The following is a 24,757-nucleotide window of genomic DNA, read 5'->3' as shown; positions in this document are numbered from 1 at the left end:
TTAAGCGCTCGTGGCCACCGTCTGTCCAGCGACAGGACGCCAGCGCAGCAAATGATCCTCGACCATCGACACGGCGGTATCGAGTATCAAGGCGAACACGGTCAGCACCAGAATGCCGGCGATCACCGAGTTGATATCGAATACGCCTTCGGCCAGCAGGATCAGGTAACCCACGCCCTTTTCCGAGCCGAGATATTCGCCCACCACGCTGCCCACGAAGGCGATGCCGATTGCGTTATGCAGGCTGGAAAAGACCCAGCTCGTCGCCGATGGCAAGTACACATGCCGCAACAATTGACGTGAGTTGGCGCCCAGCATCCGCGTGTTGGACAACACCGTCGGGCTGACCTCGCGCACGCCCTGAAAGACGTTGAAGAACACGACGAAGAAGACGAGCGTCACGCCCAGCGCCACCTTGGACCAGATGCCGAGTCCGAACCAGAGCGCGAAGATCGGCGCGAAGATCAGGCGCGGCATCGAGTTCATCGCCTTGATGAACGGATCGAAGACCGTGGCGAGGAACGGGCTGAGCGCAAGCCACAGGCCGCATGCCAACCCGAGGACCGTGCCGATCACGAACGCCAGCATGGTTTCGACGAGCGTCGTGTACAGATGACGGTAGATCGAGCCCGTCACGAACCAGTCGACGATACGCACCGCCACGCCGAGCGGATCGCCGAAGAAGAACGGCGACAGCCACTTCTGATGCGTGCCGAGCCACCACAGGAACAAGACACCGAACAGGATCAAAAGCCGCGTGACCAGGACGGTGAAGCGATTGTTTGAGTCAAACTCGATTGCGCGCATAGCTTTTCAAAACCTCGCCTCTGAGCACGTCCCAGATCTGGGTGTGCAGTTGCAGGAAACGCTGCGTCATGCGGATTTCCGACATCTCGCGTGGACGTTCGAGGTCAATCTTGAACTCGGCGATAGGCCGCGTTCCAGGCCCGGCCGAGAGCACGATGACGCGGTCCGACAACGAGATGGCCTCCTCCAGATCGTGCGTCACGAACATCACGGACTTGCGGTCGTGCGACCACAGTTGCAGCAACTCGTTTTCCATCAGGTGCCGCGTCTGGATATCCAGCGCGCTGAACGGCTCGTCCATCAGAATGATGCGAGGGTTGAGCGCGAGCGCCTGCGCGAGACCGGCACGCTTGCGCATGCCGCCGGACAACTGATGCGGATACTTCTTGCCGTGTCCTTGAAGTCCCACGCGATCGAGCCAGCCGCGCGCCACGCTGAGCGCCTGTTCGCGCGGCGTTCCCCGAAAGATCAGACCCATCGCGATGTTGTCTTCGGTCGTCTTCCAGGGCATGAGCGCATCGACCTGAAAAAGATAGGCCGCCTGCGTATTCAAGCCCTGCGTTAGCTTCTTGTCGAAGACGATGATGCTGCCCGACGAGGGCCGCGTAAGCCCGGCAGCAACGTTGAGCAAGGTGGATTTGCCGCAGCCCGTGGGACCGACGATCGACACGAACTCGCCGTCGCCGATCGACAACGTGGCCTCCGAGACGGCGGTGTAGGTCTGCGCCCTCTTGCCGTTGCCGGCGAAGGTGCAGGTCACATTGTCGAAACGCAGGGCTTCGCGCACTTCGGTTTTTTCGCTGTCGAGGGGGACGCTCGGGGTGCCCTTGATTCCATACGTTGCCGTGCTCATGGCTGGATCTCCGCCGCTTTCCTGACGAACCGGTTGTCATACGTCGATGCAAGATCGATCTTCGCCGATGCCACTGCAGGGTCGAATGCCGCCAGCACCTCGCGCACCGTCTGCGCGCCCTTCGGCGTGATCTCGCCGTTCTGCGCAATGCAACGGCGGCTGTTCGTGAAGGCCTCCGCATAGAGCGCCTTGTTCTCGCCGATATATTGCGGGGGCACGTTGTCGGCGACTTCCTGCGGCGTCGCCTTGGCGATCCACTTCTCGGCGCGCACGATCGCATTGGCGACGGCCTGCACCGTCTTGGGATTCTTGCCGATGAACTCTTGCGTCGCGAAGAGGCTCGACTCGGGGTAATCCGAACCGAACACCTTGACGTTCCCTTCAGCCGTGCGCATGTTCTCAAGCGGCTTGAGGCTGCCATCCTTCATGAGGATAGTGGCGCTCGGGTCGTTGACGATCAGCGCATCGATCTGCCCGGCCCGCACGGCCGCCACCGCGCCGGCCGCTTGTCCCACGCCGATGATCGACACGTCGGAAGACTGCAGCCCCGCCTTGTGCAGAATGTAATTGAGTGCCATGTGCGTGCTGGAACCCGGCGCGCTCACGCCGATTCGCATGCCCTTCAGGTCCTTGGCCGATTTCACTTCGCCCTCGCGTTTCTGCGACACCCCGAAGATCCATCCCGGACAGATGACTTGCGCCGCGACCACCACGAGATGCTGTCCCTTGGTGGCCATGGTGATGGTGTTCGAATACGCGCCCGCCACCATGTCGGAGCTGCCGCCGAGCAGCGCTTCCAGTGTCTTCGATCCGCCGGAGAATGCGGCGATGGTCACGTCGAGCCCTTCGTCCTTGAAATAGCCGCGCTGTTTGGCGACGAGCATGGGCAGGTAGGTGATGCCCACCGAAGCCGCCGCGATGTGCAGTTCGGGCTTCTCAGGCACATCCTTGGCTGCGGCCGTCAAGGAACCGCAGGCGAGCGCGAACGCGGCACACAGCGCGATGGCGAGTTTCAGCTTCATGGTTGTCTCCTCCCTTTTTAGGGATTTTTAGGTACTTCAGGGACGACAGAGTGTCAATTGCGGACCGGCTTATGAATATCCTCGCATCTCCCGCGACTGCTGATTATCGACATAGCGGAGCCGGTCCGCGCAACGCGATCTTCTTAGGCCGCCTGTTTGCGCAGCGCCTCGACCACGGCATCGCCCATGTCGCGGGTGCCGACGCGCTGCGTGCCTTCCTGCTGGATATCCGCGGTCCGGTAACCGGCCGCGAGCACCGTGCGCACGGCCTGCTCGACCCGGCGCGCGTCGTCTTCCATTTCGAAGCTCTCGCGCAGCATCATCGCGCACGACAGAATCGCGGCAAGCGGATTGGCAATGTCCTTTCCGGCAATATCCGGCGCCGACCCGTGGACCGGCTCGTACAAGCCCTTGCGGTGATAGCCGAGCGAGGCCGAAGGCAACATGCCGATCGAGCCGGTCAGCATGGCGGCCGCGTCCGACAGAATATCGCCGAAGAGATTGCCCGTGACGATCACATCGAATTGCTTGGGGCGCCGCATCAGCATCATCGCGGCGGCGTCCACGAAGAGATGGCTCAGTTCGACGTCCGGGTATTCCCGCCCGACGCGCGTGACGACCTCGCGCCACAGCTGACTTGCTTCCAGCACGTTGGCCTTGTCCACCGAGCAGAGCTTGTGATGACGGCGCTGCGCGGCCTTGAAGGCGGCATGCGCGACGCGCTCCACTTCCGACTCCGAGTAACGCATGGTGTTGAACCCCACACGCTCGCCCGCCTGATTGGTCTCGAAGCCGCGCGGCTGGCCGAAGTAGGCGTCGCCGTTCAACTCGCGCACGATCACGATGTCGAGGCCATCCACCACTTCCGGACGCAACGTCGAAGCGCCGATCAGTTCCGGGAACATGAAGGCCGGGCGAAAGTTGGCATAGAGCGTCAGTGCCTCGCGCAATTGCAATAACCCGGTGCCGGGACGCTCCTCGCGCGGGATATCGGCTTCGTCGGCCACGCCTACCGCGCCGAAGAGAATCGCGTCGGCCTTGCGCGCCACTTCGAGCGTGGGCGGCGGCAGCGGCACGCCGTGCGCCTGGATGCCGGCATCGCCGATGGCAGCCTCCTGCGTCTCGGCGTGCGGCGCCACGATTCGCAGCACCTTGAGCGCCTCCGCGACAACTTCGGGGCCAATACCATCGCCGGGCATGACTGCAATCTTCATCTGTAATCTCCTTGGTCGTTATTGGAAACAGCGCGCCGTGTGCGCGCCGTCAAAAGGTTTCGGCACGGTCGCGCTCGAATGCCACGATGCGGTCCAGATGCGAAAGCGTGTAGTCGATCTCGTCCATGCCGCGCAACAGGCAATCCTTGGCGAAGGGCTCCAGCTCGAACGCGTGCGAGGACCCGTCGGGCAAGGTGACGGTCTGCGCGGGCAAGTCGATGGCGATACGGCTGCCCGGACTCTCCGACAACCTATCGAGCAACGGCAGCACCACGGCCTCGGGCAACACGATCGGCAGCAGTCCGTTCTTCAGGCAGTTGATGAAAAAGATGTCGCCGAAGCTCGGTGCAATCGCCGCGCGGATGCCGTAGTCATAGAGCGCCCAGACCGCATGCTCGCGCGACGAACCGCAACCGAAGTTATGGTTGGCCACGACGATGCGCGACTCGCGCAAAGGCGCCTGGTTGAGCAGGAAGTCGGGACGTTCCGCGCCATTTGCATCGAAGCGCAGCGCACGAAACAGGAACTGGCCGAAGTCGTCGGAGCGGGGTTTTTGCAGATAGCGCGCGGGCAGAATCTGGTCGGTATCGCAGTTGATCGCGACGATCGGCGCCGCGACTGCATCGAGGTACTCCAGTCGTTCCATGTTCACACTCCCAGGAGACGGCGGACATCGGTGAGACGTCCCGTCACCGCCGCGGCGGCCGCCATCGCCGGGCTCATCAGATGCGTGCGCACGCCGGGTCCCTGACGGCCCACGAAATTCCGGTTGGATGTCGAAGCGCAGCGCTGGCCGGGTTCGGCAATATCGCCGTTGGTCGCGAGACACATCGAACAGCCGGGATAGCGCCACTGAAAACCCGCTTCCATGAAGATGCGGTCGAGCCCTTCCGCTTCCGCCTGCGCACGCACTTCATGCGAACCCGGCACGACCCACGCTTCCACGCTCGGCGCGATATGACGGCCGCGCGCCACTTCCGCCGCGCTGCGCATGTCCTCGATGCGCCCGTTGGTGCACGAGCCGATGAACACCCGGTTGATCGCGACGCCTTCGAGCGACTCGTTCGCCGCGAGGCCCATGTAGTCGAGCGCACGCGACATCGCCGCGCGCAGGTCGGGATCGGGCTGCTCCATGGGGTCCGGTACGCGGCCGTCGATGGCGCAGGCATAGCCGGGCGTGGTGCCCCATGTGACCATCGGGACGATCTCGGTCACGTCGATATGCACTTCGCGATCGAACACCGCGCCTGGGTCCGTGAACAAGCCGCGCCAATACGCGAGCGCCCTTTGCCACCGGTCGCCCGTGGGTGCGTAGTGCCGTCCGGCGAGATAAGCGAAGGTGGTTTCGTCCGGGGCGATCATGCCGGCGCGACCGCCCGCCTCGATGGTCATGTTGCAGAGCGTCAATCGCCCTTCCATCGACAAGCCGGCGATGGCGGAGCCGGCATATTCGATCACGTGTCCCGTCGCGCCAGCCACGCCGATTCGCGCGATGACCGCGAGAATCAGGTCCTTCGCCGTGACGCCCGCACCCGGCGTGCCGTCGAGCGTGATACGCATGTTGCGCGACTTGCGCTGCCACAGGCATTGCGTGGCGAGCACGTGAGCCACTTCGGTGGCGCCGATACCGAAGGCCAGCGCGCCCACCGCGCCATGCGTGGACGTGTGGCTGTCGGCGCAAACGACGGTCATGCCGGGCAGACTCAGGCCCTGCTCCGGCCCGACCACGTGGACGATGCCGCGCCGCGTGTCGTTCATGTCGAACAGGGTGATGCGCGATTCGTTGGCGTCGCGTTGCAGCGACTCGATCATGGCGCGCCGTTCGAGGTCGGTCACCGCCGCGATATCGTTCGCCGTGCTGGAAACGTAGTGATCCGGCGTGCCGAAAATGCGCTCGGGCGAACGCGGCTTGAGCCCGCGCTGGCGCAACAGGTCGAACGACTGCGCGGTGACATCGTGAATGTAATGACGATCGATGTAGAGAAGATCCTGCCCGTCGTCGCGGGACATCACGCGGTGGCTGTCCCAGATCTTGTCGTAAAGCGTGCGTGGACCCGCGCTAAGCTGTTCGAGTTGCATTGCTTCGTCTCGCTCCGTCAAATGACCGCCTCGTCAGGCGCGGTGCAGTTTTGTTGTCGGTGGCTGTTTGAGAAGCATCTTGCATCAGGCCGGCCGGCTTGGACGTGGTCATTTGGCAAGGCACCATCGCCAATGGCGATGACAAAGCTACGTCGAACGGCTGACGCCATGCGCGTTCAGCACGTCGCGCAGGATCTCGACGAAGCGCCGGGCCGCGTTCGACAGCGGCTCGACGTGCGAATAGATGAGACTCGCGGTCAGCCGATGCTCGGCTTCGGCACGCAACGGCACGACATCAAGCAGGTCTCGCATGGCGGAATCGATGCAGAACGGATCGACCACCGCGACGCCGACGCCTTCCCTCGCGAGCGTGCAGGCGCTGATGGCCGAGCGCACGCGCACGACCGGCTCCGGCCGACGCTCGTTCCTGAACACGTGCCCGACGATCCGCCCGAGCGGCGTGTCGTGCTCGTAATCGATCCACGGCATGGCGGCGACCTGTTTCGGGTCGAGCGCACGCCGCCGGGCCAGCGCGCCTTTTTTCGCGACACAGAGAAGCCGTCCGCTTGCAATCGGCATGGTGACGAGGTTCGGGTGCTCGACGGCGAACATCGATACGCCGATGCAGTTCTTGCCGAACAGCACGCGAGGCACGAGATGGTTGTGCGTGAGCGGTTCGAACTGAATGGGCAACTGCTGGAATTCGGCGTGGAATCGTGCAATGGCGAGCGGCACAAGATGCACGCCGAGACTCGGGCTGCATACGATGTTGAGCTTGCCGCTCGTGCCGTCGGCGAGAGAACGGACGAGATTATCGACGCGCTCGATGCCTTCATACGCGCGCATGACTTCGTCGAAGATACGTTTTGCCTCGGGCGTCGGATAGAGCCGGCCGCGCATGCGTTCGAAGAGCAAGAACCCGAGTCGGCTTTCCGTCACCTGCAAGACACGGCTCACGGAGGGCTGCGCCACATACAGCGAACGCGCGGCCTCGCTGATGGAACCCGTCATCATGATCGCGCGGAATACTTCAATCTGCCGCAGGCTCATGGTGCGCGTGTTGGGAATTTCCTCGTCGTAATTCATGGGCTTGGTCGTTGTTCATCGCGCCGTCATGTTGCCGCGCCGCCGCTTTCGGATGTAAGTGAACCGCCCGCAGTGTAGCGCGGGCACCGCCGCGCGACGAATCCATGCAGCGCGTCTATGGGATACGAAATTTGAACTATTTCACGGCGAATATCGACGTTGCTATGGTTCGTTCTAGTCGAGCCCCGCGAAGAGAGTCGATCCGAGCCATGCCCAAGCTTATCCATTTCCTGAATCCGAACGGTCTCGCCACCGTCACGCGCGAGATCGAAAAGACCGTGTGCGCGCTTCGAGGCGCGGACGACGCGCCCGTTTGCTTCGAGACGCTTTTCGCGGTCGACGGCGGCATCGAAACCCAGCGCGATGCCGACCGCGCCGCCGTCGCCGTGGCCGAGTACGTCGCGCGGCATGAAGCGTCGGCGAGTGCGTTCGTCATCGCGTGCTACAGCGATCCCGGCTTGCACGCCGCGCGCGAACTCACGCAACAGCCGGTGCTCGGCATCGGTGCCGCGGTCATGGGCGTCGCGCTTGCGCGCGGGTCGCGCATCGGCGTGATCGCGGCGAGCACGCACGGCATGCCGCGTCACTGGCGGTCTTATCATGCGGCGCGCATCGCACAGACGGTCGCGGGAGAACGCGCCGTGAATCTTGGCGTGGCCGAATCGGGCAACCGAGACGCCGCGCTCGACAAGCTCATCGCGACCGGCCGCGCGCTGTGTGACGAAGATGGCGCCGATGTCATCGTGCTCGGCTGCGCGGGCATGACGCCGCTTCGCGCCGATATCGAAGCGGCGCTCGGCGTGCCGGTAATCGATCCGTGCTCGACGGCCGCCTCGCTCGCCTTCGCCATCTGTCGCGAGCGGCAGGACCCATGGCGTCCGACATGAACGCCGCACTCATTGCGCTTCCGCGTCTCGGTGTGCTTGGCGGCATGGGGCCGCTCGCCACCGCCGACTTTCTCGTCAAGCTGATTCAGGCGACGCCCGCCGCGTCCGATCAAGAGCATATGCCGGTCATCGTCCATAACGTGCCGCAAGTACCCGATCGCAGCACGGCCTTTCTCGCGGGATCGGACGCGCCTTGGCCGCATCTGCTTGACGGCCTGCGCACGCTCGAAGCGGCCGGTTGCGCGGCCATCGCGATTCCTTGCAATACGGCGCATGTCTGGCACGAGCGGCTCGCGCAGGAGACGGCACGGCCGGTGCTGCATATCGGCGAGGCAGCGCTTCGAGCGCTTGCGGTGACGTGCCCCGGTGCGCGGCGAGTCGGCATGCTCGCGACGACAGCGACGCTCAAAGCGCGCATCTATCACGATCAACTGGCTGCAAGCGGCATAGACGCGATCGAACCGGGTCAGATGTCGCAGACGACGCAGGTCATGGGCGCAATCGCCGCCGTGAAAGGCGGGAGAATCGACGAAGCGCGTGCGTGGCTCAAACGCGCCGCTCATGCACTGATCGATCGCGGCGCCGACGCGTTGCTCATGGCGTGCACGGAAATTCCGGTGGCGCTGGCGGGCGTTGCGCTCGACGTGCCCGCAATCGACCCGACCGAAGCGCTCGCGCGTGCAAGCGTCGACTGGTGGCTCGCCGCGCGCGAGCGAACCAACACCTCTGAATTCTCAAGCGGACAAAAGACATGCAGCAATTTGATCTGACCATACGTCATGGACTCGTCGCGTCGGACGAGGCAGTCTTCGAGGCGGACGTCGGCGTGGTCGGCGACCGGATCGTCGAAGTGGCGCGCGGCCTGCCCGCAGGCAAACGCGATATCGACGCGACCGGACGCTACGTGCTGCCGGGCGGTATCGACACGCACTGTCACGTCGAGCAACGCTCGGGCATGGGAATCATGGGCGCCGACGACTGGTACTCCGCAAGCGTCGCGGCGGCCCACGGCGGCACCACTATGATCGTGCCGTTCGCCGCGCAGCATCGCGGACAATCGCTCAAACAAGTGGCCGACGACTACGCGGCGCTCGCGCGGGCAAAGTCGGTGATCGACTATAGCTATCACTTGATTGTCTCTGAGACGGACCACCGCACGCTTCAGGAAGATCTCGTCGAGCAGATTCGCCGGGGCATCACGTCGTTCAAGGTCTACATGACCTACGATCAATTGAAGATCGACGACTACCAGATGCTCGACGTGTTGGCTCTCGCCGCACGCGAACGCGCGCTCGTGATGGTACATGCCGAAAACAACGACGTGATCCGCTGGGTCTCGCAAAAGCTGCTCGAAAGCGGCCGCACCGCGCCGAAGTACCACGCGACGAGTCACGTGGCGCTGGCGGAATCCGAAGCGACGAATCGCGTGATCCAGCTCGCCAGGCTTTTCGACGCGCCCGTGCTCATCGTTCACGTGTCCGCGCAGGACGCGCTCGCGACCATCGGCGCGGCGCAGCGCATGGGCGCGCAAGTGTACGGCGAGACCTGTCCGCACTATCTGCTGCTCACCGAAGACGCGATGGACCTTCCCGGCGTCGAAGGCGCGAAGTATTGCTGCAGCCCGCCGCTGCGTGACGCGAACGCTCAAGAAGCCTTGTGGACGGCGCTGAAGGCGGGCGTGTTGCAGACGGTGTCGTCGGATCATGCGCCGTATCGCTTCGACGAATCCGGCAAGCTGCCGCATGGCGAAGCCACCACGTTCAAGCAGATGGCCAACGGCATGCCCGGACTCGAAGTGCGCCTGCCGCTGCTGTTCTCCGAAGGCGTTCACAAGGGGCGCATGACGCTGCCCGAGTTCGTCGCGCTGAGTTCGACGAATCATGCGCGCATGTACGGCATCGCGCCGCGCAAAGGGCTGATCGAAGCGGGCGCGGATGCGGACATGGCGGTTTGGGACCCGCACCATGAAGTCGTGCTGACAGCCTCCGCATTGCACGATCGCGTGGGCTACACGCCCTACGAGGGGACGAAGGTAACGGGCTGGCCGCACACGGTGGTGAGCGCGGGCCGCGTGATCGTCGATGACGCCGGCTTTCATGCCGAACCCGGCAGCGGCCGCTTCATTGCACGCTCGACGCCGTTGCCCTATCAGGCCACGCGCGAAGTCTCCGCGAGCGGCCGGTTTTTCCGCGCGCTTGCCGACGCCGGGACAGGCGCTCTCCACCCGTCTTTCGGATACCCCGAACATCAACACCCGGAACAAAAGAGGAAGTCATGAGCAAGTCACGCAAAATCGGCCTGGCCGTCGCGCAAATGGGACCGGTCCACCTCGCCGATGACCAACGGGCGGTCGTCGAGCGGCTCGTCGCCATGCTGCACGAAGCGAAAGCGCGCAGTGCAAAGCTGGTCGTGTTCCCGGAGCTCGCGCTCACCACGTTTTTTCCGCGCTACTGGATGAGCGAGGAAGCGGCCATGGAACGCTTCTTCGAGCGATCGATGCCGAATCCCGACGTACAGCCGCTCTTCGACGCCGCGCGCGACGCGGGCATCGGCTTCTATCTCGGCTATGCGGAACTGACGGCGCAAGGCGAGCGCTTCAATACGTCGATCATCGTCGATGACAGCGGCAAGATCGTCGCAAAGTATCGCAAGACGCATTTGCCGGGGCATTCGGAGCACAAGCCGGACGCGCCTTTCCAGCATCTGGAGAAGAAGTTTTTCGCGGTGGGCAACTCGGGTTTTCCTGTCGTCGACACGATGGGCGCGCGCCTCGGCATGTGCATCTGCAACGACCGCCGCTGGCCGGAAACATGGCGCGCGATGTCGCTGCAAGGCGCGGAACTCGGCGTGCTCGGCTACAACACGCCGTCCGAGAACATTCATTGGCCCGAACCGGTCCATTTGCGCATGCATACCCATCTCGTCACGTTGCAGGCGAGCGCTTATCAGAATGCGATGTGGATTGCCGCCGCCGCCAAATGCGGCAAGGAAGACGGCTTTCATATGATCGGCGGCTCGGTGATTGTCGCGCCTTCGGGCGAGATCGCCGCGCAAAGCATGAGCGAAGACGACGAGGTGATCTTCGCGAACGTCGATCTCGCGCTCGGCGACACGTTCCGCGAGCACGTCTTCAACTTCGCGAAGCATCGGCGGCCGGAACATTACGGGCTGATCGTCGAGCGCACCGGCGCGGGCGCGCCGCTGCCGCACGATCCAGACGCGCTCAATTAAGGCGTCCACGGGGAGACCACACATGAACGACGACATCACGCAAGATGCATCGGCGTCGGCACGGCCGGCGTCTTACGGCAGCTCGCCACAAAGCGCCATGGACAAATCGATATTCGGACCGCCGCACGTGCGCGCGCTCGTCGCATCGATTTCCGGCTACGCCATGGACGGCTTCGACCTGCTGATCCTCGGTTTCATGCTGAGCCTCATCTCGGCGGACCTTGGACTCAGCTCCGCGCAAGCGGGCTCGCTCGTTACGTGGACGCTCGTCGGCGGCGTCGCGGGTGGCATCGGCTTCGGGATACTCAGCGATTATCTCGGCCGCGTGCGCGTGCTCACTTACACCATTCTGCTCTTTGCGCTGTTCACCGGTCTGTGCGCTTTCGCGACCGGATATCACGACCTGCTCGCGTATCGCTTCGTGGCGGGCCTGGGACTTGGCGGCGAGTTCGGTATCGGCATGGCGCTCGCCATCGAGGCGTGGCCCGCCGAAAAGCGCGGACGCGTCTCCTCGTATGTCGGCATGGGCTGGCAGATCGGCGTGCTGATCGCCGCGCTGCTGACGCCGGTATTGTTACCGCATATCGGGTGGCGCGGCATGTTTCTCGTGGGACTCGCGCCCGCCGTGCTGTCGTTCGTCATTCGCAAGGCGATTGGCGAACCGAAGATCTTCATCGAGAAAGCAACCAGGAGGCGGCACGAATTCCCCCTCAAGACGCTGTTTCGCGATCGGGAAACGCGACGCCGCAGCATCGGCATGATCGTCATGTGTTCGGTGCAGAACTTTGGCTACTACGGTCTCATCATCTGGATGCCGGGCTATCTGACGAAGGCGTTCGGCTTCACGCTCGCCAAGTCGGCGACATGGACGGCGGCGTCGATTCTCGGCATGCTGGTCGGCATCTGGATCTTCGGGCAGCTCGCGGACAGAATCGGCAGGAAGCCTACCTTCGTGATCTATCAGTTGGGCGCGCTCGTCATGGTGTTCGTCTACTCGCGCATGACGACGCCCGAGGCGCTACTGATTGGCGGCATGGTGGTCGGCGTGTTCGTGAACGGCATGATGGGCGGCTATGGCGCACTCATGGCCGAGTTGTATCCGACCCATGCACGCGGCACCGCGCAGAATGTGCTGTGGAGCATCGGCCGCGCGGTCGGCGGGTTCGGACCGCTCGCGATCGGCGCGGTGGCGAGCTATTACTCGTTCGGCACGGCCATCGCGGCGCTGGCTTGTATCTATATCGTCGATGTCGTCGCGACTGTCGTGCTGATTCCGGAGTTGAAGGGCGTGGAGTTGGAGTGAGCGGACGTGACAGGCGGAAAACGCTGGCCGGCGGTCGGGATGCATCGCGAGACCGATCACACCCCGACGAGGGCTAGCGTTTGCCACGCCCGCCAGCCGGCTTACCTGCAACCGCGGCTGGCTTGCTGCCGGATTTGCTACGCGGCTTCTTCACGCTAAACGGATTGACGCCGGACAATCCTGTGTCTTGTTGTGCCACAGGCTTGCGCTTGTTTTCACCATCCTGCGGGCGCGACCTCTTGCCGGGCACCGGCGCCGCGCCCGGCGTAACCTGCGGCACTTTCGGCTTTTTGGGCTTTTTAGGTTTTTTGACGATCTCGCCCGTCGCGCTGGTTTGCGGCACGCGATGCTCGGCTTCGAAACCTGGTTCTTCCCGGCGTACCAGCGTTTGCCGGATCAGCGCTTCGATCGCGGCGAGTTGCGGCGCTTCATCGGCACATACGAGCGACACCGCCACGCCGCTCGCGCCCGCGCGACCGGTGCGGCCAATGCGGTGCACATAGTCTTGCGCCACGATCGGCAGATCGACGTTGATGACCAAAGGCAGGTCGTCGATATCCAGTCCGCGCGCAGCCACATTGGTGGCGACCAGCATATGGACTTCGCCAGTCTTGAAGCGTTCGAGTGCACGCAAACGCGCGGGTTGCGGCTTGTCGCCGTGGATGGTGTCGACCGAATAACCCGCATCATCCAGCATGGCCGCCAGATAGTCGACGCCATTACGGGTCTTGACGAACACCAGCGCGTGCTCCCACTTGTTCTCGGCCACGAGGTGCATGAAGAGTTCAGGCTTGTTCCTCTTATCCACCGTCACCACCCACTGCTTGATATTGCTGGCCGTGGCATTGGGCGGGCTAACGCTGATATTCACCGGGCTGCGCAGAATGCTCGCGGCCATCGTGCGGATTTCATCGGAGAACGTGGCGGAGAACAGCAGCGTCTGGCGCTTTGCGGACAAGGCGGCGAACACGGCGTTGAGTTCGCGTGCGAAGCCCAGATCGAGCATGCGGTCGGCTTCATCCAGCACTAGCGTCTGTACTCGATCGAACTGCACCGCGTTCTGGCGATTCAGATCCAGCAAACGGCCCGGTGTGGCGACCAGCACATCGACGCCTTTGCGCAAGGCCATCATCTGCGGATTGATACTCACGCCGCCATACGCGGCCAGGAATCGCAGGTCGAGGCCTTCGCCGTAATCGATAAAGCTTTGCAGCACTTGTTCAGCCAGTTCGCGCGTGGGCACGAGCACGAGAATGCGCGCGCGATTGCTGGACACCGCCGGCCCGTGTTGCACCAGCCGTTGCAGCAGCGGCAGCGCGAAACCCGCGGTCTTGCCCGTGCCGGTCTGCGCGGCGGCCATGACGTCCTGGCCACCGAGCACAGCAGGAATCGCCTTGACCTGCACCGGCGTGGGTGTCTGGTAATTGAGCTTCTGCAGGTTGCGCAGCAACGGATCGATCAGGCCAAGCGAGGCAAAAGACATGCAGGTATTCCGGGCTAAAACCGCAATTTTAGCGGTTACGGCGCTCGTTGCATGCGCCGAGCCATATCGACAGTGAGCAGCGTCGGCAGTCTCTTACAGGACGTCGACGGAATCCAACGGTAAGGAGCGCTCATACAGCAGGAAGCGCCTTGAGTGACGCCCTTCACTTCTCGGTGCGTGGTTTCTCGATGGTGACTTTCGCCATGGCCGACCAGTCTCGCTCGCCCAATCCCGCCGCGACGGTTTCAGTCATGCGTTCGTAGACGGCGGCGAGCATCGGCAACGCGGCGCCCAGCTCTTGCGCGGCTTCAGACGCGAGTCGCAGATCCTTCAGTCCGAGCGATGCCTTGAACCCCGGTTCGTAGTGTCCATCAGCGATATTCGCCGAATAGACTTGATACGACCGGCTGCCGAACGACGTATTCAGATCGTGAGGTTTGCCGCTGCCGGCATTAGGGCGCTCGCGACAAGTCCGGACGCTGTGCCGAAACTCGCTGCGAAACCGTCAGCGGCGAAGCGTTCGAAGCGCGTGGAGCAGTCGGGTTCAGCATGACGGGAGCCTAGCGAAATGGTCATGCAAGGTGTCGGGGCACGTGCAACGCCTGACCGCGACGCGTAAACATGTTGGCTATCCGGTCTTCTCCAGTCCCGCAGAACATTCCGACAGCCGCGTCTCTGTTCGTCATCGCACAGTTCGTGTATGGGAGTACGTAGTCAGTCCCGCCTTCCTAACTTATATTTGCATCGGCACCGCAAAAAAACGTCCCCGCCCTGATCACCCGCGACCGATGTCCGGTCAAATGCTTCCTCCAAGCGGCGACTCTCAACGCATTGCGCTACAACCAAAAAGGATACGACGCAATGATGTCTTTCCGCTCGGCGATCAAGCCTTTGATGGAACCGACCCTCACGCGCTGCATGGCGCTGGCGTCCGCCGTGTTGCTGGCATCGTGCGGCGGCTCGGACCATACCGATACCACGGTGCCCGACACCATCATGCAGGTGATGAAAAAGCCTGCGTACAGCGGCGCGACGTGGACCATGCAGGTCGTCGATCTGGATTCCGGACATGTCATCTACGATCTCGACTCGGGCTCACAGGTGTTCATCGCGTCCGTGCGTAAGCTCTTCTCCACAGCCAATGCGCTCGACGTCATCGGTGCGCAGCATCGACTGGTGACGCCGGTCTACAAGCAAGGCACCGTCGATGCAAACGGCACGCTCACCGGCAATCTCGTACTCGTCGCGAGCGGCGATCTCACCATGGGCGGTCGCGCGAATCCGGACGGGACGATCGCGCTCACCGCGTTCGATCACAACGAAGCCAATAGTGTCGGCAACGCGCAACTGACCACGCCCGATCCGCTCGCCGGCTACAACGCGCTGGCCGCGCAGGTCGCCGCCTCGGGCATCAAGACGGTCAATGGCGATGTGGTGATCGACGATCGTCTGTTCGACGCGTTCGACTTCCGCGATGAATTCAACGTGACGCCGATCCTGGTCAACGACGATCTCGTGGATGTCGCCTTCAGCGCGAGCGCGCAAGGTGCGCTGCTGCCGTTCGTGTACCGGCCTCAGTCGGCGGCGTTCACGGTGCAATCGACGCTCACCACGGGCGCGCCGACGTCGGACTTTGCCGTCGTGCTCAATCAGGCATTCCCGGATGAGCCGCTCGACTGTATCGGCCAGGCTACCTGTGTCGGCGAAGTGAGCGGCACGGTGCCGGCGGGGGTTCCGCCCGCGCTGACCGGCGCGTATCCGCTGGTGCAGACGTTTCGCGTCACCGATCCCTCCACGTATGCGCGCACGGTGCTGATCGAAGCGCTCGCACGCGCGGGCGTGACCGTGACGGCCGCGCCCGTCAAGGCGAATCCGGTTGCATCCTTGCCGGCGCAAGGTTCTTATTCGAGCGCGCAACGGGTCGCCCAACTCACCGCCGCTCCGTATGCGCAGGATCTGCGTTTCGTGAACAAGGTGAGCTACAACATCGGCGCGGACATTACGCTGATGCAATACGGACTGGCGAAGAACGGCTCGCGCACCATGGCCACGGCGCTTACGACCGAACAAGGCGAACTGTCTTCGACCTTCGGCATTTCGCCGGACCAGTATCACTTCATCGACGGCAGCGGCGGCGGCGATACCACCGCGAACGCGAAGGCTGTCATCACGCTGCTGCGCGCCATGCGGCTCAAGCCCGACTATGCGACATACGTCGATACTTTGCCGGTACTCGGCGTCGATGGCTCGCTCACGACCGTCACCGGCTTCGAGGCCGATCCGACGCTAGCCGGTGCCAAGGGTCGTGTCTACGCCAAGACCGGCACGTATGGCGGTTTGAGCAACACCACACCGCCCGTGCCGCTTCTCAAGTCACAGGCGCTTGCGGGGTATATCGATGCAAAGAGCGGCCGGCGGCTTGCCTTCTTCCTGACCGTGAATAACGTGCCGTTCGTGGGTCTGGAAACCATCCTCGATGCTTTCCAGGACGAAGGCGAGATCGCGGCGCAAATCTGGAAACTGCAATGATGCGACATATGCCGTGGGTCGCTGACTTCGTCGGCGGCCTCACGCTGCCGAAAGATCGATCATTGTCAGAACAGATGATGAATCCCGGCGAGACACACCACCTGCTTCCCACTCGAGGCCGCCCCGATGCCAAGCGTATTGGCCACCGCGCCGCCGCCCGCCGTTTCGAACATCACATCGGCATAAAGCTGGGTTGTCTTCGATAGCGAATACACATTGGCCGCTGTGAATTGCGTCCAGCGACGCGCGCCGAGCGTCGCCGTCCATGCGCCCACGCCGATCTCCTCCGCGGGCGTCACGCGCAGATTCGCGCCGCCGTCGATGCTGCGAAAATGTTCGCTGCCGCCCTTGGACGCGATGCGCATATCGGTTGCGAGCGCATGCAGCGTGACGCGCTCGGACCGGTACGAGCCACCAATACCCATCTCCCGCACCTGGCTCGCATTGAACGTGGCGCCGGGCGCGAGCGTCTGACCTTCGAACGAAGTCAGCCCGAGCCCGCTGGATAGCGGCAGCAGCCGGTCGCGGTACTCCGAATACACCGCCACCAGTTTGAGCGGACCATTGGCATAGTTTCCACCGAAACTGATCGTCCGCCCGTTGGTATTGCTGGCCGACGCGCCCGGAAATCCATAAAGCGCGCCGACGCTCAGGCCGCGATATGCAGCGCTCTTCCACTTGACCGTGCTCGATAACTGCACGGGAAGCGTGCTGCCGAGACCATCGAGATTGCCTGGATGAAACGCGGAAAAGTCGCCGAGCAACTGCGCTGTCGAAACCGAACCGAGCCAGTCGAAGTTCCAGTCGGTTTGACGCCCGAGCGTGACCGTGCCGAGCGTCGCGTCGGACATTCCGACATAGGCTTGTCGATTGAAGAACGTCGTGCTGCTGGCGGATGCACCCGTCGTCGTGACAAAACCGCTTTCGAGCCTGAACAGCACCGAGCGCCCCGCGCCGATTTCCTCGACACCCTGAAAGCCGAAACGGTCCGCCTGCAAGGTCCCTTGCTGCGCGATATAAGCCGACGAGCCGCGCAAATTGCTCACGTATCCAATACCCGAATCGATGCTGCCGTATAACAAGACGCTGCTTTGCGCGAATGCCAGCGGCGAAACGACGAGCGTGGTCAAACCCGCGACGAGTGTCGCGCGATGAGTTTTTGTTGTCATGCTGTCTGGGAGGAGCGTTAGAAGGAGAACTGCCTGAGCTCGAAAGTCCGGAAATCAGGTTGACTGAACCTTCTCCACCGGCGCGAGACGCCACGCGCCGAATATGAGATTGACGATGATCGCCGTCAGCGTGCCCGCCGCCATGCCGTTACCCATCACGATCTGCAGCGAGCCGGGAAGCGCTGCATATACGTTGGGCACGAGTATCGGTAGCAGACCCATCACGAGCGCCGCAGCCAGCGTGTACTGATTGCCGCGCGCGTGCAGATCGACCTTGCCGAGCAGGTTGATCCCCATCACCCCGATCATCGCGAAGACGATCAGCGCGGTGCCGCCGACCACGGGCGCCGGAATCGCGTAGGCAAGGCGTCCGAGCGGCACGAACAGCGCGATGAGCATCAGCATCACGCCCGCCGTCGCGGTGACGTAGCGAGACCGCACACGCGTGGTCTGCACGACGCCGATATTCTCCGCGCTCGTGATGATGAGCGACGTGCCGAGCAACGAGCCGATCAGCGACGCCAGCGCATCGCCGCGAATCGTGCGCGGTACGTCGCGGCGAACGTCGATCTTCCTGCCTGTGATCTCGCCGACAGCAACCGTCTGTCCAGTGGCTTCGGCCATCGAAATGACACTGAAGATCAGCATGGGAAGCGCGGCCAGCACGTCGAAGCGCGGCATGCCGAAGGGCAATAGCATCGGCCACGTGAAGAGCGGGCCGCTCCAGAGGCCGCTTAGGGACATCGAACCCATTGCCCAGGCGGCGAACGTGCCGATGACAAGACCCAGCAGCACCGCGAGCCTGCCCAGCGTGCCCTTGAAGAGACGCGCGACCGCGAGCGTGGCCACGATGGTCAGCAGCGCAAGTCCGAGCGCCTCGGGCCGCGCAAAGCCCGGCGTCCCCGGCTGCCCGACGACGATTCCGGCGTAAATCCGGATGAGACTGACCGAGACGAGCAGCAGCATGGCGCCCACGACCACGCGCGGAAAGAAGCGCAGACAGCGCGCGAATACCGGCAGCACGATCCAGTAGAAGAGACTGGTGAGGATCGCCGCGCCCGCCGCGGTACGCAGATCCGTTTGCATCGCGATGACGGCGAAGAGCATCGCGGGCGCGCCGCCCGGCACCATCACGAATGGCAGCCGCGCGCCCACCGGCCCTGCGCCGAGCGACTGTAAGATCGTGCCGGCGCCGCACACGAAGAACGTCGCGCCGATCAGATGCACGGTCATCTCGGCTGGCAGCGACAACATGCGCGACATCAGAAAGACCGCCGTAACGGGCGATGCGGCCATGGACAGCACATGTTGCAAACCGAACAGCGCGAGTTGCCATGCGGGCAAACGCGCGTCGACATCATGCGTGGCGGATTCAGCTTTCACGAGACCCCCATGGTTTCGAAGCGCGCGGCGCACGGCGCTCAAGCAGGCAACCATGGCAATTGCTCGCGGCGGTAGCGGAAGGTTTGAAAGACGCTGTTCAATTGCCCCGGACCTGTCTTGCGGGCCGCTTCGTCCGGGTATTCGGCGAACCACGGAATCACGTATTCCCATACCACTTCGCCTGCGGGCGTGACTTCGAAAAGACGCCCCGTCGCCGATTCGGTGATATGCGTGTTGCCGTTCGCGAGCCGCTGGGCGTTGCCCATGAACGCGCTGTAGAACATGTTGACCATGTCGTCGGCGTAAGACCATACGATTTCGTGCGTCGACGGATCGATCTCCAGCACACGCGAGAACGCCACGTGCGCGCCCGCGCGAAAGTTGCCGTTGTCGAACGTGAGGATGTTGCCGTTGGCGAGCGCGACCGGCGCATGCTGATGCGAAACCACGTCCGGTGGGATATGCATGGTCACGTGGCCCGTTCGACGGTCGACCGCGATAATGCCCGACGTGGTGCGTAAGCTAATCAGCACCTCGCCTTGCGCATTCACACCGAGCCCGTTCACGAGCGGCCAGTGATAACGGCCGAAGCCCGGCGCGATAGGAAAGTCTTTCGGATCGAGATGCTCCCAGGCTTTCCATTCCCACACGAGTTCGCCCGCGCGATTCACTTCGCGGATCACGTCCGCGAACATGGGCTCGTCCGGACCATGCGCCGTGCCGCCCGGCACGCGATCGGCGAAACCCGCGGGCACCGGCGCGCACGCGGCGTACAGCAGGTTTCCGTTCGGCAGCCACTGCGCGTCGTGATGATGCGCCGGGTCCTGGTACCGCCACACTACCTCGCCCTCCGGCGTGACTTCGTAAAAATCGCCGCCGTGCCACATCGACCAAGGCGCATATCGATCTTCCGAATCCGCATGATTGCCGTTGTAACCGAGATTGCCGTTCGGGAGAATCACCGCATGACGGCCGGGGCGCACCGGCATCTGCCATTCATGCACGACTTCGCCGCGCATATCGACGAGAAACACGCGCCCGCCTGCCGTTTGCGGCGCGATCAGCGTATAGCCGCCAGCGGACAGGTTCGGGTCGTGCGCTATGAGCCCGACGCCGCGGCGACGCTGGGTGATTTGATCGACGGTGGTAGTCACGGTTTGCTCCGTTAAGATGATGGAGCAAAATTTAGGCTATTCCACGCGTCAGTAAAACCTGATTGTTTTAAACGGGTCGTCAGAAAAATCCATACGGTAAGCCATGCGTCCGATATCACAGACCTTCCGTTGCTTCGACGAAGTCGTCAGGCGCGGTTCCATCCGCAAGGCGGCCGAATCGCTGCATCTGACCGCGGCTGCGGTGCATCAGCAGATCCTCAATCTGGAAGAACAGGTCGGCTCGCCGCTCTTCGACCGCTTGCCGCGCGGCATGCAGCTCACCACGGCGGGCGAGATCATCATCGCGGCCGTGCGGCGCGGTCAGCGCGATTTCGACAACGCGATGACTCAGGTCGAGGACTTGCGCTCGCTGCGGCGCGGACACGTCAATCTGGCCGTGTCGCCTTCGTCGGCGGAGTATCTGGTGCCCGGCGCGATTCAGGCCGCGATGACGCGCTATCCGGGCGTCACCTACAGCGTGCGTTCGGGTAACGGCGAAAACATCTTGAAGTGGGTGGAGACCGGTGAGGCCGACATTGGCTACGGCCTGCGTCGCAAGCCGCCGCCCGGCGTCGTGGAAGTGCGCGCATATGTGCAGCACCTCGGCGTGGTCACGCCACCGGGACATCCGCTCACGAAACTCCAGCGACGTCCGCGACTACGCGACTGCCTTGGCTATCCGCTCATCCTGATGTCGCCGGATACCGAATTGCGCGCAATGGTCGATCAAATCGATCACCGCGACCGGCGCAATGCGCGACCGCTCGTCGAAACCAGTTCGGTCGCCATGGTGCGCCGGCTGGTGGCGGATGGCATCGGCATCGGCTTTCTGATTGCGGAGAATGTCGCGGAAGACGTCGCCGGGGGCAAGCTCGCATGGACGCCGCTCGCCGATGCGGGCGCGCAATCGTCCAGTTGCCTGTATCAACGCTCCGATCTGACGACCACGGTCGCGATGGGCATGTTCCTGCAATTTCTCGGACAGGCTATCGAGCAAACCGAGGACCGCTTTCACACGTCGACGCGCCCCGTGCGCAAGCGCGGCGCACGGGTCTAGCGAGCACTATCCTAGCGATGATACTTGTCGTCGAGCTCGTTGATCGCGTTCACATTGCCCGCGCTGCGTCCATTCTCGTCGAAGGTATTGGCGAGAAACGAATCGGCTATGGTCTTCGCGACTTCAGGTCCGATCACGCGCGAGCCCATCGTGATGATCTGCGCGTTGTTGGAAAGCGCCGCGCGTTCCGCCGAATAAGTATCGTGGCACAGCGCGGCGCGAATGCCCGGCACCTTGTTCGCCGAGATGCTCACACCGATGCCCGTCCCGCACACGAGAATCGCGCGATCGTATTCGCCGCTCATCACACCGGAGGCCACGCGGTCCGAGAGATTGGCGTAAAACTCGTTCGGGCTCGCCTCATTGTGCGACACCTCGAATACCTCGAAGCGGTCCTTCAAATAATCCGCCAGCACGCGTGCAAGTCCCACTCCGGCGCTGTCTCCACCAATTGCTAGCTTCATGAGTATCTCCGTCGATTGTTCGATGCAGGTGGCGCATGCCAAGTCAAAGCACCGCGCCGACGCGTTTCAAAATATCCAGATAGCCGCTCACGCTCCACGCCGAACGGCCGATGAAAAGTCCATCGATGTGCGGGCACGCGGCCAGTTCCGCGCAGTTGCCCGGATTGACGGAGCCGCCGTACAAACAGGGAATGCTTCGCCCGAGCGTTTCCTCCGCCACTTTGCTGATCTCGGCTTGACGCGCATCCGCATATTCGGGACTAGCCGGAATGCCGCTCTCGCCGATAGCCCATACAGGCTCGTACGCGAGCAGAATCGGCGCCGTTCGTTGTTCAGGAGAAAGACGCGCCAACGCGCCGCGCACCTCGGCGGCCAACACGTCTGCAGCGCGCCCGCTCTCTTTGTCGGCGAGCGTTTCGCCAATGCAGATCAGCGGCGTCAATCCGTGACGCACGGCGGCCTCGACCTTGCGTCCGACGGTGTCGTCGGTTTCGCCGAAGTGCTCGCGCCGTTCGGAATGGCCGAGTTCGACGAGATCCACGCCGCAATCGACCAGCATCGGCGGGGAAATCTCGCCGGTCCACGCGCCCTCTTCGGCCCAATGCATGTTTTGCGCGCCGACCTTGACATCGGTCTCGGCGAGAATCGACTTCACTTCGCGAATCGCGGTGAACGGCGGAATCACGAAGCACTGGATTCGCGGGTCGTCAGGGCTCGCGAGCAAACCCTCGGCGAAAGCGATCGCTTGCGCCAGGGTCTTGTTCATCTTCCAGCTCGTGCCGACCCAGAACGGGGTATCAGACATGGTTAGGTTGTCGGACAGTGTGTCTTGCAAATGAGGCCGCGTCATGCGCCGGACGTGCCTCATGCCCGCCCGGCGCGCGGATGAAAACGCCTGCTAGGTCACTTCGAAAGCACGAACGGCGCGGTGTATTTCGACACGTTCGCCTTCGTGATCAGCACGCAGTCGAACAACTGCTTTTCGCTGGCGGCGCCCGTCTTGCCGGTCTTCAGGAACTGATCGGCTTCCTGCACGGCCTTGGCGGAAAACTCCGCGACCGGTTGCAGCACGGTGTACTGCAACTCACCCGCTTTCACTGCCTCGACCGCGGCCGGCGAGCCATCGAAACCACCGACTTTTACGTTCTTCAGCTTGCCCGATTGCTTGAGCGCCGCAATCGCGCCGAGCGCCATTTCATCGTTGCCGCTGATCACGCCGATCACATCCGGGTGCGCCTGCAGCAGGCTCTGCGTCGCATTGAAGCCTTGCGTACGATCCCAGTTGGCCACTTGCGAGCCGACCATCTTCAGATCCGGATACTGGGAGAGCACCGACTTGTAGCCGTTGGAACGCGTCGCGGCGTTGTTGTCCGAAGGCGAGCCGAGCAATTCGACATAGTTGCCCTTCGACCCGACATCCTTCGTCCATTGCTGAGCACCGAGCGCCGCGCCTTGCGCGTTGTTCGACACGAGCTGCGCCTTCGCGAGCCCCGGCTGGTTGATTTCCGCGTTGACGAGGAACACCGGAATGTTCGCGGCAATCGCCTTCTTCACGGCGCCGACGGAGCCGCTCGCATTGGCCGGATCGAGAATGATCGCAACCGACTTGTTGGTGATGGCCGTGTCGATCTGCTGGCTTTCGGTGTTCGTGTCGCCTTTCGACGCCGACACGTTCGCGCTATAGCCCAGCTTCTTGGCTTCCGCCGCCGCGATGTTGCCTTCGGCGAGCCAGTACGGATTGGCGGGATCGTTGACGATAATGCTGATCAGCCCGCCCGCCGCCTGAGCCTGGCTCGCAAACAAGGGCGCAGCCACGGCGAGGGCCGCAAGGATCAAGGTGTTTCTCTTCATAGTCATGGCGTGTCTCTTTCTTGGGTTGGTGTTGGCGCAGGACTTCGATATTCTTCTCGCGTGCCGGAGGTCGGGCTATGCCTTGCCGCCGCCTTGCGGAGAAGCCAGTGGGCCGCCGGTCGGCGTCGGACGCTTGACCTTGCGGCGATATTGAATGGCGTTGAGCAACACCGCGAGCACGATGACCGCGCCGGTGAATACCGTTTGCCAGTAAGACGAGATGCCGATGATCACGAGCCCGTCGGACAGAAAGCCGATCACGAACGCGCCGAGCAACGTGCCGCGAATGTTGCCGGTGCCGCCCATCAGCGATGCCCCGCCGATCACGACCGCCGCGATGGCCGTGAGTTCGTAGGTCGTGCCAGCGGTCGGCCCGGCGGACGTGAGCTGCGACGAAAGAATCAGTCCCGCGATAGCCGCGCACATTCCCGACAGCATGTACACGCTGATCAGCACGCGCTTCACGGGCACGCCCGACAATTCCGCCGCGCGGTCGTTGCCGCCGGACGCATAGAGCCAGCGCCCGAAGGCCGAGCGATTGAGCGCGATACTGCCGAGAATCGCGATGATCGCGAGAATCAGCACGCCCACCGGCACGTTGAACAAGCGGTCGAAGCCCAGGTAGTCGAAACCGGTATTGCCCAGGTCCGCCTGACCGCCCAGGTTGTTGTACGTGAGGCCATTGGTCATGAGAAGGGCGAAACCGCGCACCACGTACATCACGCCGAGCGTGGCGACGAAAGCCGGCACCTTGAAGCGCGCAATGAGAATGCCGTTCACGAGCCCGATGAACGCGCCGAGCGCGCAGCACAGCACCACCACGACCCAGACCGACGGGTACATGACGACCCCGAACATATTGAGCGTCACGCCTTGCATGAAAAATCCAGCGACGACGCCCGACAGCCCGAGCGTCGAACCCACCGACAAATCAATGCCGCCGTTGATGATCACGAGCAGCATGCCGATCGCGAGAATCCCGTAGATCGCCACGTGTGAGGCCATCGTAAGGAAGTTTTCTACTGCGAAATAATTCGGCGAGAGAAACGAAAAGATGATGATGATGGCGATCAGCGCGAAGAACGCGCGTCCTTCGAGCAGCACTTTGCCGAGGTCGAACCCTTCGCCGGACGATCCGGAGCGAGTCGATGTTTTGGCGGCGTCGTTCATGTTCAATGTCTCCAG

The 24,757-nt window shown here is 63.0% G+C and carries 23 protein-coding genes; 7 read left to right on the top strand and 16 right to left on the bottom strand.

Translation table 11 applies throughout. From position 1 onward, the window contains the following. From NCR40_RS26915 to NCR40_RS26885, 7 genes are all read right to left on the bottom strand, one after another. On the bottom strand, positions 1–807 hold the full coding sequence (locus NCR40_RS26915; RefSeq protein WP_244830399.1) for an ABC transporter permease: 807 nt from the start codon (positions 805–807) through the stop codon (positions 1–3). Further along, positions 788–1,660 carry an ABC transporter ATP-binding protein gene (locus tag NCR40_RS26910; RefSeq protein ID WP_250511234.1) on the bottom strand — a complete coding sequence of 291 codons (873 nt, stop codon included), beginning with the start codon at positions 1,658–1,660 and terminating at the stop codon, positions 788–790. Before NCR40_RS26910 ends, NCR40_RS26915 begins: the two co-directional genes overlap by 20 nt. After that, the gene (locus tag NCR40_RS26905; RefSeq protein ID WP_250511233.1) at positions 1,657–2,682 is read right to left on the bottom strand and encodes an ABC transporter substrate-binding protein; all 1,026 of its coding nucleotides are present in this window, start codon (positions 2,680–2,682) and stop codon (positions 1,657–1,659) included. The genes NCR40_RS26910 and NCR40_RS26905 overlap by 4 nt, the downstream gene beginning before the upstream one ends. 143 nt (positions 2,683–2,825) lie before the next feature. After that, a complete protein-coding gene (gene leuB, locus NCR40_RS26900; RefSeq protein WP_250511232.1) occupies positions 2,826–3,896 on the bottom strand; it encodes a 3-isopropylmalate dehydrogenase in 1,071 nt (356 codons plus the stop codon). Between the two features lie 49 nt (positions 3,897–3,945). Continuing rightward, a complete protein-coding gene (gene leuD, locus NCR40_RS26895; RefSeq protein ID WP_244830405.1) occupies positions 3,946–4,542 on the bottom strand; it encodes a 3-isopropylmalate dehydratase small subunit in 597 nt (198 codons plus the stop codon). 2 nt (positions 4,543–4,544) lie between these two features. Beyond that, positions 4,545–5,975 (bottom strand): 3-isopropylmalate dehydratase large subunit, encoded by a 1,431-nt coding sequence (gene leuC, locus NCR40_RS26890; protein WP_250511231.1) that lies wholly within the window; start codon positions 5,973–5,975, stop codon positions 4,545–4,547. Between the two features lie 147 nt (positions 5,976–6,122). Beyond that, positions 6,123–7,061 (bottom strand): LysR substrate-binding domain-containing protein, encoded by a 939-nt coding sequence (locus tag NCR40_RS26885; RefSeq protein WP_250494751.1) that lies wholly within the window; start codon positions 7,059–7,061, stop codon positions 6,123–6,125. A 209-nt stretch (positions 7,062–7,270) separates the two neighbouring features. Between NCR40_RS26885 and NCR40_RS26880 the strand changes: the two genes are divergently transcribed. From NCR40_RS26880 to NCR40_RS26860, 5 genes are all read left to right on the top strand, one after another. Beyond that, on the top strand, positions 7,271–7,948 hold the full coding sequence (locus tag NCR40_RS26880; protein ID WP_250511230.1) for an aspartate/glutamate racemase family protein: 678 nt from the start codon (positions 7,271–7,273) through the stop codon (positions 7,946–7,948). Further along, positions 7,945–8,718 (top strand): cysteate racemase, encoded by a 774-nt coding sequence (gene cuyB, locus NCR40_RS26875; RefSeq protein ID WP_250468277.1) that lies wholly within the window; start codon positions 7,945–7,947, stop codon positions 8,716–8,718. Before NCR40_RS26880 ends, cuyB begins: the two co-directional genes overlap by 4 nt. Beyond that, positions 8,700–10,226, top strand: a complete 1,527-nt coding sequence (gene hydA / locus NCR40_RS26870) for a dihydropyrimidinase (protein ID WP_250511229.1) — start codon at positions 8,700–8,702, stop codon at positions 10,224–10,226. The genes cuyB and hydA overlap by 19 nt, the downstream gene beginning before the upstream one ends. Next, positions 10,223–11,179 carry an N-carbamoyl-D-amino-acid hydrolase gene (locus tag NCR40_RS26865; protein ID WP_250494747.1) on the top strand — a complete coding sequence of 319 codons (957 nt, stop codon included), beginning with the start codon at positions 10,223–10,225 and terminating at the stop codon, positions 11,177–11,179. Before hydA ends, NCR40_RS26865 begins: the two co-directional genes overlap by 4 nt. Before the next feature lie 97 nt (positions 11,180–11,276). Then, positions 11,277–12,482 (top strand): MFS transporter, encoded by a 1,206-nt coding sequence (locus tag NCR40_RS26860; RefSeq protein ID WP_250511263.1) that lies wholly within the window; start codon positions 11,277–11,279, stop codon positions 12,480–12,482. Positions 12,483–12,555: 73 nt separating this feature from the next. Here the strand turns inward: NCR40_RS26860 and NCR40_RS26855 are convergent, their stop codons facing one another. Further along, on the bottom strand, positions 12,556–13,965 hold the full coding sequence (locus NCR40_RS26855) for a DEAD/DEAH box helicase (RefSeq protein ID WP_250511228.1): 1,410 nt from the start codon (positions 13,963–13,965) through the stop codon (positions 12,556–12,558). Positions 13,966–14,128: 163 nt separating this feature from the next. Further along, a complete protein-coding gene (locus NCR40_RS26850; protein ID WP_284503499.1) occupies positions 14,129–14,392 on the bottom strand; it encodes an NAD-binding protein in 264 nt (87 codons plus the stop codon). A gap of 434 nt (positions 14,393–14,826) precedes the next feature. Between NCR40_RS26850 and dacB the strand changes: the two genes are divergently transcribed. Beyond that, positions 14,827–16,494 carry a D-alanyl-D-alanine carboxypeptidase/D-alanyl-D-alanine endopeptidase gene (dacB, locus tag NCR40_RS26845; RefSeq protein ID WP_350029329.1) on the top strand — a complete coding sequence of 556 codons (1,668 nt, stop codon included), beginning with the start codon at positions 14,827–14,829 and terminating at the stop codon, positions 16,492–16,494. Between the two features lie 65 nt (positions 16,495–16,559). Here the strand turns inward: dacB and NCR40_RS26840 are convergent, their stop codons facing one another. Genes NCR40_RS26840 through NCR40_RS26830 form a run of 3 tightly spaced genes read right to left on the bottom strand, consistent with a single transcriptional unit; the run spans position 16,560 to position 20,200 of the window. Further along, a complete protein-coding gene (locus NCR40_RS26840; RefSeq protein WP_250511227.1) occupies positions 16,560–17,663 on the bottom strand; it encodes a porin in 1,104 nt (367 codons plus the stop codon). Between the two features lie 54 nt (positions 17,664–17,717). Further along, positions 17,718–19,046, bottom strand: coding sequence for a uracil-xanthine permease family protein (locus tag NCR40_RS26835; protein ID WP_244830422.1), 1,329 nt, complete (start codon positions 19,044–19,046; stop codon positions 17,718–17,720). 38 nt (positions 19,047–19,084) lie between these two features. After that, positions 19,085–20,200 carry an aryl-sulfate sulfotransferase gene (locus NCR40_RS26830; RefSeq protein ID WP_250511226.1) on the bottom strand — a complete coding sequence of 372 codons (1,116 nt, stop codon included), beginning with the start codon at positions 20,198–20,200 and terminating at the stop codon, positions 19,085–19,087. A 103-nt stretch (positions 20,201–20,303) separates the two neighbouring features. Between NCR40_RS26830 and NCR40_RS26825 the strand changes: the two genes are divergently transcribed. After that, entirely contained in the window at positions 20,304–21,257 is a 954-nt protein-coding gene (locus tag NCR40_RS26825) for a LysR family transcriptional regulator (RefSeq protein ID WP_244830425.1), read from the top strand. An 11-nt stretch (positions 21,258–21,268) separates the two neighbouring features. Here NCR40_RS26825 and derI read toward each other — a convergent pair whose 3' ends face one another. The 4 genes from derI to NCR40_RS26805 form a co-directional block, all read right to left on the bottom strand. Then, positions 21,269–21,721: a D-erythrulose-4-phosphate isomerase gene (gene derI / locus NCR40_RS26820; RefSeq protein ID WP_244830427.1), complete on the bottom strand. Its 453-nt coding sequence runs from the start codon at positions 21,719–21,721 to the stop codon at positions 21,269–21,271. 43 nt (positions 21,722–21,764) lie between these two features. Beyond that, a complete protein-coding gene (locus tag NCR40_RS26815) occupies positions 21,765–22,526 on the bottom strand; it encodes a triose-phosphate isomerase (RefSeq protein WP_250511225.1) in 762 nt (253 codons plus the stop codon). Positions 22,527–22,624: 98 nt separating this feature from the next. Next, positions 22,625–23,578 carry a D-ribose ABC transporter substrate-binding protein gene (locus NCR40_RS26810; protein ID WP_250511224.1) on the bottom strand — a complete coding sequence of 318 codons (954 nt, stop codon included), beginning with the start codon at positions 23,576–23,578 and terminating at the stop codon, positions 22,625–22,627. 69 nt (positions 23,579–23,647) lie between these two features. Continuing rightward, entirely contained in the window at positions 23,648–24,742 is a 1,095-nt protein-coding gene (locus tag NCR40_RS26805; protein WP_244830432.1) for an ABC transporter permease, read from the bottom strand. Positions 24,743–24,757 lie beyond the last annotated feature (15 nt).

The sequence above is a fragment of the Caballeronia sp. GACF4 genome, assembly GCF_023631025.1.
GTDB lineage: Bacteria > Pseudomonadota > Gammaproteobacteria > Burkholderiales > Burkholderiaceae > Caballeronia.
This window is presented reverse-complemented; position numbering and strand designations above follow the sequence as displayed.